This window comes from Pseudomonas sp. A, from assembly GCF_056270345.1.
In genome coordinates, this window is sequence record NZ_CM149873.1 from 3,744,512 (window position 1) to 3,755,505 (window position 10,994).

A 10,994-nucleotide genomic window follows, 5' to 3' on the forward strand; every position below is an offset into this window, starting at 1 on the left:
TGGCCCCGATTCAGGGGGCTGATCCCCAGGATTGGGATCAGGCACTGGCTTGCAGGAACATGAAGATCGCCACCACATCCACAGCCAGCACGGCAGCCACGACGAAGCTCATGAAATAGAAGTCATCCTGGAACATGTCTGCTCTCCCCGCATGATCGGTTTCCTGGGTTCAAGCAACTCCCATTCCAGCCTGCCTGCGCCAGAATCACGTCCATTGGTCAGGCGAGACAGGCGTTTCGGGCAAACAGGCGTTTACTGATGGTCGTGCCCTCCGGCTCTACGCAAGGATGCCAATCGAGGTGTACCCCGATGAGACGCATCCAGAAGATCATCCAGCAGCGCCGTCGGCAGTTGCACGTGCACCTGCCGCCCAGCGAATTGATGGGAGTGAATTGTGGCGATGGGCCCAGCGGGGCGAAACCGATGCCGCAGCGAGCGGTCAACCTGGCAGGAATGAGAAGAGCTACGTTTGAAGGTTCGGCCGGCGACTGAACAGGTCCTGCTCGACCTGATAGAGTGAGCCGGGAGCCAGATCCGGAGAAGCCCAGTGCACCCGGATGGCCATGGACTCACGCCCGACCAGGCGCCGAACCCTACAGGCAATGCCAGGAGGCAGGCAATGCAGCCAATCACTTTGCGCAAAGCGCTTCCTCAGGATGCCCTTTGCCTTGCCGCCCTGGGTATTCAGGTGTTTCTCGACACCTATGCCACTGAAGGCATACGCGATGCCATCGCCCAGGAGGCCTTGGAGTCTTTTTCGCCAGAGAACCTTTCGAAGGTGATTGCCAGACCAGGGACCCTCATCACGCTCGCAGAGGTTGACGACCACTTGGTCGGCTTTGCCCAGGTCGCACTGAACACCAACCACGAACGGATCGCCAGCCCTCGGGCAGGCGAACTTCAACGCCTTTACCTGCAAGAACGATTTACCGGGCAAGGCATTGGTTACCGCTTGCTGGAGGCAGCCGAGCAACAGGCCAGGCTCGATGGCGCATCGCTCCTTTGGGCTACTGTCTGGGCGGGGAACGATCGAGCGTTGGCATTCTATCCTCGACAAGGCTATGAACACTTTGGCTCGCAACCGTATACGTTCCAGAACGAGACGCATGAAAACCAGCTGTTCGGCAAGTTCTTGTGAGTGCTGGGACAGCCCACAAAACCCGCCGCGATGGGATTGCTCGAAGACAATGGCATCATTTGCCGGGACGGCGAGAACGCTCGACCACGGGCAATGATCCAGCAGCAAATTGCCTCGCTGATCAGTAGGTTTCTGGAGCAGTCATTCAACAACTGACGATCGCTGACACTGCTCGACGACCTATCCTTTGAGTTCAAGCAGGAGGGATGGGAAATGTGCGGCAGGCTGAGCCAGTACCGCGGAATCCATGACTTCGTAGAGACCCTGAGCATGCCACAGGCCTGGCGCAACAACGTCGGTGAGCAGCCGCTCGGTCACTACAACGTTGCACCGACCACGCAGGTCGCTGTGCTTCGGGTAGACGACGCCGGCCCGCGTGCGGACCTGGTAAGATGGGGGTGGCGCCCGCACTGGGCGACCGACCGCGCCGCGCCGATCAATGCCCGCGTCGAGAAGGTGGCTCACGGCGTGTTCTTTCGGGCGATATGGCCGCATCGGGCGATCACGCCGGTGGACGGCTGGTATGAATGGGTGGACGAAGGCGGGCCGAAAAAGCAGCCCTACTACATCCACCGTTGTGACGGTCGCCCTGCCCTGTGCGCAGCCATCGGCCAATTCGCCGGCAACGATCACGACGGGTTCGTGATCATCACCGCCGATGCCCAGGGCGGCCTGGTAGACGTGCACGACCGGCGTCCGGTGGTGCTGTCATCTGATCTGGCTGTCGAATGGGTGGCGGCGTCTTTACCCAGCGAGCACGCCGAGCAGTTACTGCTCAACCTGAGTGAACCGGCAGAAGCTTTTGTCTGGCACCGGGTGGGAACTGCAGTGGGTAACATCCGCAACCAAGGACTTGAATTGATCAAGCCGATTCCGTGACGGATGAGCGGCGGCGGCCCAGGGCTCAACGCTCAGCACCCCATGCGAGGTCCACGGGGATGAGGAAGAACGATGCGCAGAGCCTTCATGAGGGACACCTTCAGTCAGCTTCAGAGGCCGGCTTGTCCATTACTCCAATGGCTGCTTGTGATGGCTATAGCGCTCGGCATTGGATGCCCTCGATGGGTCCGGCGGCCCTTGCCTATGCCCGCGACGAAAGGGGTGATTGTCGATGTGGCCATCACGATCCTCTGGAAGCACTCTTTCGCTCTCGACGTCTTGACCACCTGGCGAACCATCGCTTTTCGCAGGCTTGCTACCCAACCGATTGTTATCTATCCCATACCTGTCTCTGGTCATACTCACCTCTCAATGCTCAGAAGCTCTGAGCGAATTCGAGTGTGCGCCTTGGGCGCCCAGAGAAGTTTTATATCGGACCACCGGGCACGACAGAGCGATCCCTCAGACTAGAGCATCGCCATGGCCCATGCCTGGGCCTTCCTCATAAACTCATCCTTTTGCATAATATCTCCGGTCTTGAAGGGACACGGCGCTAGTTTTTTTATCGGCACTGGATCAGCTATTCAGACATCGTCACCAGGCGGCAGGAAGCAATTAGGAATGGATCCCCTGAAAACACTAGGTATGTTGCTGGCGTTGGCCAGCGCTCCATCCGTGGCACACGAAAACAATGATCCCATCGAAAGAGCGATGTTCATCACGACGATTGTTCCCACGCTTATTGTCGGCGGCACCACTGCACTAACGGTCTATGGCCCTTCGAACATGAAGTCGGCAAAGGCCGACGCGCTGGCGTTCATCGGCTCAGATGGCGAGATCCGCGGCGCTCAATTTGAGCAAGCGGTTCGTTACTACCACGCGGCGTATCGCCAGCCGTATATGTCTGACAAGCAGTTGGCGTTGGCAATCGCAACGTCGCTCTGAGGCCTCTTCTCCTCTCGTCATCTACCGGGTGTCCTGTCTTGGATACACGTTCTCTTTTGGCGAGTGAAGCATCAGCCCTTGCGATGACCCCGGTGCCGGCCAGATCCCCCCTGGGCGGACGAGTCAGATACGTTAAAAATTGCAGGTGTATTCATATTCGAAGGGAAAGAAAACTGTGTCGACCACCAGGGAAAACGGCGCGTCCATGAGTAAGAACGGGATCAGCTTTCCCTTGGATGTGCCTACCAGCCACCAATCGAACCTGAGTCCGATGTAGGGGCAACGGTGCTTGTCATAGTCCATCCGCATCGCGGTTGCCATGCACCCGCTCAAGCTGGCCATCAGCACCAGTAAAGTCACCTTCCGAACCACGTAACGTCCTTATTATTCCTTGCACCGACCCGCATAGACGCTATTGCGTAGCGTTAGTCACCCCTTTCCCCCGACGCCGTCCGAATTCACGGCCATTCGCGCCCGACGGCAACCAACGGAGCGAATGAGTGTACGCGGGTTTGGTGGGATCAACGCATACCGCTCCGGCGGCGGCATGTGCAGATTGCCCATTTGTGCTCCAACCGAGCAAAGGTGGGCTGTGGATCAACGAACCAAGTGTTACAATCCGCCTTTCAAATCAGCGCCCAAGGCGTTGGACATCCGTGAACGCCGGCAGTACGACACCCGCCACACCTACGCAACCATGTGCCTGAGAGCTGGGATGAACCGAAGCGTTCATCGCGAACCTGCTCGGCCATAGCGTCGAGATGTTGCTCTCTACCTACGCGAAATGGATCAGCTCCTCCTCGGACTGGAGGGAGCTGGAGAAGCTGCCGCCCCGAGTCGAATTGGCCAAGAACTGGCCCAAAACTGACGAGAGGGCCTAAATACACCTCTGGAACCCCCGCAGGACAAGCACTTGATTTCTACCGCCAACATCACCATGCAGTTCGGCTCCAAGCCCCTGTTCGAAAACGTCTCGGTCAAATTCAACAACGGCAACCGCTACGGCCTGATCGGCGCCAACGGTTGCGGCAAGTCGACCTTCATGAAGATCCTCGGCGGCGACCTGGAGCCGTCCGGTGGCCAGGTGATGCTCGAGCCCAACACCCGCCTGGGCAAGCTGCGCCAGGATCAGTTCGCCTACGAAGAGTTCGCCGTGATCGACACGGTGATCATGGGCCACGAGCAGCTGTGGAAGGTCAAGGCCGAGCGCGACCGCATCTATTCGCTGCCTGAGATGAGCGAGGAAGACGGCATGGCCGTCGCCGAGCTGGAAACCGAATTCGCCGAGATGGACGGCTACACCGCCGAGTCCCGCGCCGGCGAGTTGCTGCTGGGCCTGGGTATCCCGCTGGAACAGCACTTCGGACCGATGAGCGAAGTAGCCCCGGGCTGGAAGCTGCGCGTGCTGCTGGCCCAGGCGCTGTTCTCCGATCCGGACGTGCTGCTGCTCGACGAACCGACCAACCACCTGGACATCAACACCATCCGCTGGCTGGAAACGATCCTCACGGCGCGTAACAGCACCATGATCATCATTTCCCACGACCGTCACTTCCTCAACAGCGTCTGCACCCACATGGCCGACCTGGACTACGGCGAGCTGCGTCTGTTCCCGGGCAACTACGACGAGTACATGACCGCCGCGACCCAGTCCCGCGAGCAGCTGCTGTCGGACAACGCCAAGAAGAAAGCCCAGATCGCCGAACTGCAGACCTTCGTCAGCCGCTTCTCGGCCAACGCCTCGAAAGCCAAGCAGGCCACCTCGCGCGCCAAGCAGATCGACAAGATCCAGCTGGCCGAGGTCAAGCCATCGAGCCGGGTCAGCCCGTTCATCCGCTTCGAGCAGACCAAGAAACTGCACCGCCAGGCAGTGATCGTCGACAAGATGGCCAAGGCCTTCGACGACAAGGTGCTGTTCAAGGACTTCAGCTTCACCATCGAAGCCGGCGAGCGCGTGGCCATCATCGGCCCCAACGGTATCGGCAAGACCACCCTGCTGCGCACCCTGGTCGGTGAGATGACCCCGGACAAGGGCGAAGTGAAGTGGACCGACAGCGCCGAGGTGGGCTATTACGCCCAGGATCACGCCCACGACTTCGAAGACGACGTGACCCTGTTCGACTGGATGGGCCAGTGGACCAGCGGCGAGCAGGTGATTCGCGGCACCCTGGGGCGCATGCTGTTCTCCAACGATGAGATCCTCAAGTCGGTGAAGGTGATCTCCGGTGGTGAGCAGGGCCGCATGCTGTTCGGCAAGCTGATCCTGCAAAAACCCAACGTGCTGGTGATGGACGAACCGACCAACCACCTGGACATGGAATCGATCGAGGCGCTGAACCTGGCGCTGGAGAACTATCCGGGCACCCTGCTGTTCGTCAGCCACGACCGTGAGTTCGTGTCGTCGCTGGCCACCCGCATCATCGAGCTGACGGCCGATGGCGTGGTGGACTTCAGCGGCACCTACGACGACTACCTGCGCAGCCAGGGTGTAGTGGTCTGATGTAACCAAGCTTGCCTGGTGGTCTTGCGGCGACCGGGTTGGCCCTTTCGCGGGTAAACCCGCTCCCACAGGTATCGCGCTGCGGCCCAGCACAGCGCAGCCCTGCGGGAGCGGATTTACCCGCGAATGCCTCAGTGAAATCCTTGGCCAGGGCGGCCAATTAGTTAGCCTGCTTTCTTTTCCGTCGCGCAGCGGCCATGATGGGCACAGCCCCACCGCCCGCCCGCGAACGAGCCCCATGACCGCGCCACACGCCTCCAGCGTCACCCTGCAGATCCTCTCGATCGTCTTCTATACCTTCATCGCCTTCCTCTGCATCGGCCTGCCGATCGCGGTGCTGCCTGGCCATGTGCACGACCAGCTGGGCTTCGGCGCGGTGATCGCCGGCCTGACCATCGGCCTGCAGTACCTGGCCACCCTGCTCAGCCGGCCCTTCGCCGGACGGGTGGCGGACACCCTCGGCGGCAAGCGCGCGATCCGCTACGGCCTGTACGGCATCGCCGGCTGTGGCGTGCTGACCCTGCTGTCGGCCTGGACCTTGACCCTGCCCTGGCTGAGCCTGGCACTGCTGCTGGGCGGCCGGCTGTTGCTGGGCATCGCCCAGGGGTTGATCGGCGTCGCGACGCTGAGCTGGGGGATCGGCCAGGTTGGGCCGGAACATACTGCCCAGGTCATTTCCTGGAACGGCATCGCCTCCTATGGCGCCATCGCCATCGGCGCGCCCGCCGGCGTGCTGCTGGTGGGTGGCCTGAGCTTCGCCGTGCTCGGTCCGGCACTGCTGGGCTTGGCGCTGCTGGCCCTGTTGGTGCTGCGCACCCGGCCGGACGTGGTGGTGGTGCGCGGCGAACGGTTGCCGTTCTGGTCGGCGTTCGGCCGCGTCGCGCCCTGCGGCGTGGGACTGACCCTGGCGTCGATCGGCTACGGCACCCTGACCACCTTCGTCACCCTGTACTACCTCGAGCGAGGCTGGGTCGGCGCCGCCTGGTGCCTGAGCGCCTTCGGCCTGTGCTTCATCCTGTCGCGGCTGCTGTTCGTCAATGCGGTCAACCGCTTCGGCGGCTACAACGTGGCCATCGTCTGCATGGCCACCGAGGTGCTCGGGCTGACCTTGCTATGGCTGGCGCCGTCGCCGTTGTGGGCGATGGTCGGTGCCGGGCTGACCGGCTTCGGCCTGTCGCTGGTGTACCCGGCCCTGGGCGTCGAGGCGATCCGCCAGGTGCCCAGCAGCAGCCGTGGCGCCGGGCTGGGCGCCTACGCGGTGTTCTTCGACCTGGCGCTGGCCATCGCCGGCCCGGTAATGGGCGCGGTGGCGGTGCACCTGGGGTATGCCTCGATCTTCTGCGTCGCCGCCCTGCTCGCCCTGTCAGGGGTGGGCCTGACCCTGCTGCTGGCCCGCCGCGGCTGAACGCTCGGCGGGCTCCGGCGCGCCCAGTGCCTGGCTGAAGAAAGCGCTGGTCTCGCTGCGCAGCGAGCGATGGATATGCCGACGGTCGACGCCCTCGGCGTCCTTGCACAGCACCGGCATGCGCTGGTGCTGCTCGTCGTCGCAGGGGGCCATGAACACGAAGTGGCCGGCGCCGGTCAGCAGGCGGTAGTCAGGCGTGACCGGCAGCTTGCGCGCCAGGGCATCGGCATTGTGCTCCAGGGCCAGGAGCTGGTCGTTGTCACCGCTGTAGATCAGCGCCGGCACCTGCACGCCGGCCAGGGCGTGGCGGCCGAACATCAGGCTCAACGGCGCCATCAGCATCACCGCGCCCACCCGGGGATCGGCGCGAGGCGCCAGCTCGCTGTGGTCGGCGATCAGCACGCCATGGGTCTTGCAGGCATCAGCATCACCAGGGCGTTGCTCGCAGTAGCGGCGCAGGCGTTCGAGGTCGGGACGTGCGCCGGACAGGATCAGCGCGGTCTCGCCGCCAGCGGAATAGCCGATCACCCCGACCTTGCCATCGTTCAGGTACGGCGCGAGCAGCTTGTCGTTTCTCGCTGCGGTGATCGCGGCGCTGATCTGCAGGGGGCGGCCATAGAGGTTGCTGAGGGTACCCAAACGACTGTGGTCGCGGTTGTTATCGCCGGGATGAACCACCGCCACTACCACGAAACCCTGGCGGGCCAGGCCATTGGCCAGGTCGTGCAAGGCCATCGGGCTGCCGGTATTGCCGTGGGAGATCACCAGCAGCGGGAACTGGCCCATGGCTACCGGCGCCTCTTCGGCGACACGGGTCTGGTAGCCCTCGATGCGCACCGGATGCGCCTCGCCACTGGAGGGGTAGAACACCAACGCCTGCATGGGCCGGGCGTCCACCGGGTCGCTGAAGGTCAGGCGGTGCAAGCCGGCTGCCCACGGCGCCGCGTCGGCGCGGGCCAGCAGGCCGCCCAGCAGCAACAGCGCCATCAGCATGCGGGTTCGCTTCATCGCAGGGCGCTCCTCGTCGCAAGGCACTGCGCGGTGCTCAGGTATGGATGCCAGCATAGAACCCGGCGCGCCGGCGACACATGAAAACTGGATGAAAAAAGCCGACTGGCGCGCTGGGCGGCAGTCGGCTTTGGGTACGTAATGGCGATCAGGCGGCGGCGAACAGCTCACCTGCGATCTGCGCCTGGGCGGCGTCGATAGCCTTGGCACGGTGTTCCGGGCCGTAGGCCAGGCCATGGGCGCGGACGATTTCCAGGTCGGTGATGCCGATGAAGCCGAGGAACACCTTGAGGAAGTCTTCATGGCCGACGCCGGTAGGCTGGCCCTGATGCAGGCCGCCAGCGGTGGACACCAGGATCACCTTCTTGTCGCCGCACAGGCCTTCAGGGCCGGCCTCGGTGTAGCGGAAGGTCTTGCCGGCCACCGCCACGCGGTCGATCCAGGCCTTGAGCTGGGTCGGCACGGTGAAGTTGTACATCGGCGCGCCGATCACCACGGCGTCGGCGGCGAGGAATTCTTCCAGGGTCTCGGCGCTCAACTTGGCCTCGTGGGCCTGGGCAGCGTCGCGCATCTCTTCCGGGGTGCCGGCGGCTACCAGGGTGGCGGCGGAGAAGTGGCTGATAGCGTCGGCGGCCAGGTCACGGTAAACCACTTCGAGGCTCGGGTCAGCAGCTTTCCAGGCCTCGACCACTTCGCGGCTCAGCTGACGGGAGGCGGAATTGTCGCCCAGGATGCTCGAATCGATATGCAACAGTTTCATGGGACTCTCCTGTGAATGAAGACCGCGGCGGTGGGCGATCACGATGGGAGCAATCCTATAGGCACATCGAATAGCTGATAAGTCGGTAAAAACGCGTTAGTTTGTTCCACTGATGGAACAATGAGACAGCCAAATGCAAGACCTCAACGACCTCTTCTACTTCGCCCGGGTGGTCGAAGCCGGTGGTTTCGCCGCCGCCGGGCGCCAGCTGGGCATCCCCAAGTCACGCCTGTCGCGGCGCATCGCCGAGCTGGAGGAGCGCCTGGGCACCCGCCTGCTGCAGCGCACCACCCGCCAGCTCAAGCTCACCGCCGTGGGCGAACGCTACCTGAACCATTGCCAGGCCATGCTGCTGGAGGCGGAAATGGCCGACGAGGTGGTGGCCAGCATGTCCAGCGAGCCCCGCGGCCGCCTGCGGGTGTCCTGCCCGGTGGCCCTGGCCCACGCCTTCCTGCCGGATGTGGTCAGCCGCTTTCTTGCCCAGTACCCCCTGGTGCAGCTGGACATGGTGCTGCTCAACCGCCGGGTCGACCTGATCTCCGAGGGCATTGACGTGGCCCTGCGGGTACGCGACCTGGGTGACGAGGACCCGGCGCTGGTCACCCGCCGCCTGCGCCAGGCGCAGATGCAGCTGGTGGCAGCGCCTGGCTTCGCCGACCATATCCGCGAACCCGCCGAGCTGGCCAGCCTGCCAGTGCTAGGCGCGGCCGAGGCCGACCGCCTGGTGCACTTCCGTTTGCATGGGCCGCACGGGCGCCAGGAGGACGTTGCCCTGGAGCCGCGGCTGGCCATCGACGACTTCGTCGTGCGCAACGCCGCGGTACGCGCCGGGCTGGGCTTCACCGCCCTGCCGTCGATGTTCTGCGAGGAGGAACTGGCCCGTGGCGAACTGGTGCGCCTGCTGCCAGACTGGTCGCTGCCCGGCGGCTACCTGCAGGCGGTCTACCCGCACCGCCGCGGCCTGCTGCCGGCGGTACGCGCGTGGATCGATCACCTGGCGGTCTCGTTCGAGGCCTGTGGAGAGCGTTATGTCTGAGAAAAGGATGTCCGAGGATCAGGTGGCGGCGCTGTGCCTGGCCCTGCCCGGGGCGCGGGAAGACTATAAATGGGGCGGCATCCGGGTGTTCTCGGTGGCCGGCAACAAGATGTTCGCCGTGCAGGACCTGGGCGGCGCCGGCTTGTCGTTCAAGGTGGCCGACGAGCTGTTCCTCGGCTACTGCGACCGCCCCGGCATTCGCCCGGCGCCTTACCTGGCGCGGGCGAAATGGATCAGCATGCTGCCGCCCTACCCCATGGGCCGCGACGAGCTGAGCGACCTGCTGCGCCGGTCGCACCAATTGGTGGTGGGGCGGTTGCCCAAGGGTCAGCAGGTTGGGTTGTTGCTTGGGGCGGACGAGGTTCCTTAGGGTGATCGGCGTTGTAGTTGCAGCGCCTGTCAAATCGAGCGCCGCCCGCGCGGCGCATCGCGGCACAAGGCCGCTCCTACATCTGTTTCGGGCCAGTCAAACCTGTGCCATTACCTGGGCCGCCTTGTGGGCACTACTGCCGCCTAACCTGCACCAAGGCAGGCAACCATGGCCTGACAGGTTTGGCACGTTGCAACAAATGTAGGAGCGGCCTTGTGCCGCGATGCGCCGCGCGGGCGGCGCTCGATCTGATAGGCGCTGCAAGGGTTGCGGCGGACACCTGGTAGCCTCACTCGGTCAACGCCCAACAACCTTGACGGCCTGCCTCTAAAACTCCCTACCCAACGGCGGCCCCTTGAGTTCGACCCGATTGCCATCAGGGTCATAGCAATACAGCGAGACACCCTCGCCTTCAGCCCCGTAGCGTTTCTGCGCGGCCTCGACCCGTACCCCGGCATCGCGCAGCAGTGCGCTCAGCGACGGTTCGTCGAACGGCTCGATGCGCAGGCAGAAATGATCGACATTGTGCCCGGTCGGGCCGGGCTGCGCGCCGCCCTGGCGCCCCAGCGGGCCGTCGATCGCCACCAGGTCGATCAGGCCGTCGCCGGCCCCCAGGTGGATCATGCCCAGCGAATCCCGGCGTTTGCGCACCGGGCAGCCAAGCAGTTCATGGTAGAAGGCCAGGCTGCGCTGCAGATCGCCGACGCGCAGGACCAGGTGGTCGATATGCAGGATGGTGAAAGCTGGCATGGCAGTGCTCCACGTTCAGGCTTTGTCTAGACCATAGCAGCGTCCCCGCCGACTGACCCTAGGCCGTCGCCGTCAATGGCCGAAGGTGAGTCCGCCGCAGGTGCTGTGGGCCAAACGGTCTGGGGCGTGTCAGCCATCACCCTGGCGGCGGCTCAATTATGTACCGCCCGAGACCTTGCCACCTGCACTTGAATGGCCGCTCC

At 63.7% G+C, this 10,994-nt stretch carries 11 protein-coding genes and 1 pseudogene; 8 read left to right on the forward strand and 4 right to left on the reverse strand.

Features of this window, described 5'->3' with window-relative positions; genetic code table 11:
• Positions 1-619: 619 nt before the first annotated feature.
• The 3 genes from AC0MAZ_RS16780 (at position 620) to AC0MAZ_RS16790 (ending at position 2,962) form a co-directional block, all read left to right on the forward strand.
• A complete protein-coding gene (locus AC0MAZ_RS16780) occupies positions 620-1,138 on the forward strand; it encodes an N-acetyltransferase family protein (protein WP_475858638.1) in 519 nt (172 codons plus the stop codon).
• A gap of 213 nt (positions 1,139-1,351) precedes the next feature.
• On the forward strand, positions 1,352-2,017 hold the full coding sequence (locus AC0MAZ_RS16785; RefSeq protein WP_203646620.1) for an SOS response-associated peptidase: 666 nt from the start codon (positions 1,352-1,354) through the stop codon (positions 2,015-2,017).
• 621 nt (positions 2,018-2,638) lie between these two features.
• On the forward strand, positions 2,639-2,962 hold the full coding sequence (locus AC0MAZ_RS16790; protein WP_203646622.1) for a DUF2388 domain-containing protein: 324 nt from the start codon (positions 2,639-2,641) through the stop codon (positions 2,960-2,962).
• 132 nt (positions 2,963-3,094) lie between these two features.
• Here the strand turns inward: AC0MAZ_RS16790 and AC0MAZ_RS16795 are convergent, their stop codons facing one another.
• The gene (locus AC0MAZ_RS16795; protein WP_475858641.1) at positions 3,095-3,334 is read right to left on the reverse strand and encodes a YceK/YidQ family lipoprotein; all 240 of its coding nucleotides are present in this window, start codon (positions 3,332-3,334) and stop codon (positions 3,095-3,097) included.
• 128 nt (positions 3,335-3,462) lie between these two features.
• Here AC0MAZ_RS16795 and AC0MAZ_RS16800 point away from each other — a divergent pair.
• The 3 genes and pseudogenes from AC0MAZ_RS16800 to AC0MAZ_RS16810 all read left to right on the forward strand — a co-directional run bounded on the left by AC0MAZ_RS16800 (position 3,463) and on the right by AC0MAZ_RS16810 (position 6,867).
• Positions 3,463-3,843, forward strand: a pseudogene (locus AC0MAZ_RS16800) (site-specific integrase).
• A gap of 32 nt (positions 3,844-3,875) precedes the next feature.
• Positions 3,876-5,462 (forward strand): ABC-F family ATPase, encoded by a 1,587-nt coding sequence (locus AC0MAZ_RS16805; protein ID WP_232857669.1) that lies wholly within the window; start codon positions 3,876-3,878, stop codon positions 5,460-5,462.
• 238 nt (positions 5,463-5,700) lie between these two features.
• Positions 5,701-6,867 carry an MFS transporter gene (locus AC0MAZ_RS16810; protein WP_203646628.1) on the forward strand — a complete coding sequence of 389 codons (1,167 nt, stop codon included), beginning with the start codon at positions 5,701-5,703 and terminating at the stop codon, positions 6,865-6,867.
• Here the strand turns inward: AC0MAZ_RS16810 and AC0MAZ_RS16815 are convergent.
• Together AC0MAZ_RS16815 and AC0MAZ_RS16820 are read right to left on the reverse strand one after the other, a co-directional pair.
• On the reverse strand, positions 6,826-7,875 hold the full coding sequence (locus AC0MAZ_RS16815) for an alpha/beta hydrolase family protein (protein ID WP_475858644.1): 1,050 nt from the start codon (positions 7,873-7,875) through the stop codon (positions 6,826-6,828). The genes AC0MAZ_RS16810 and AC0MAZ_RS16815 overlap by 42 nt on opposite strands.
• Positions 7,876-8,023: 148 nt before the next feature.
• The gene (locus AC0MAZ_RS16820) at positions 8,024-8,635 is read right to left on the reverse strand and encodes an FMN-dependent NADH-azoreductase (protein WP_062363121.1); all 612 of its coding nucleotides are present in this window, start codon (positions 8,633-8,635) and stop codon (positions 8,024-8,026) included.
• Positions 8,636-8,768: 133 nt separating this feature from the next.
• On the opposite strand from AC0MAZ_RS16820, the gene AC0MAZ_RS16825 reads away from it, so the two are divergent.
• Together AC0MAZ_RS16825 and AC0MAZ_RS16830 are read left to right on the forward strand one after the other, a co-directional pair.
• Positions 8,769-9,671 (forward strand): LysR substrate-binding domain-containing protein, encoded by a 903-nt coding sequence (locus AC0MAZ_RS16825; protein WP_198743936.1) that lies wholly within the window; start codon positions 8,769-8,771, stop codon positions 9,669-9,671.
• On the forward strand, positions 9,664-10,041 hold the full coding sequence (locus AC0MAZ_RS16830; protein WP_232857676.1) for an MmcQ/YjbR family DNA-binding protein: 378 nt from the start codon (positions 9,664-9,666) through the stop codon (positions 10,039-10,041). Before AC0MAZ_RS16825 ends, AC0MAZ_RS16830 begins: the two co-directional genes overlap by 8 nt.
• A 327-nt stretch (positions 10,042-10,368) precedes the next feature.
• On the opposite strand, the gene AC0MAZ_RS16835 is transcribed toward AC0MAZ_RS16830, so the two are convergent.
• Positions 10,369-10,791 (reverse strand): VOC family protein, encoded by a 423-nt coding sequence (locus AC0MAZ_RS16835; RefSeq protein WP_203646423.1) that lies wholly within the window; start codon positions 10,789-10,791, stop codon positions 10,369-10,371.
• Between the last annotated feature and the right edge of the window lie 203 nt (positions 10,792-10,994).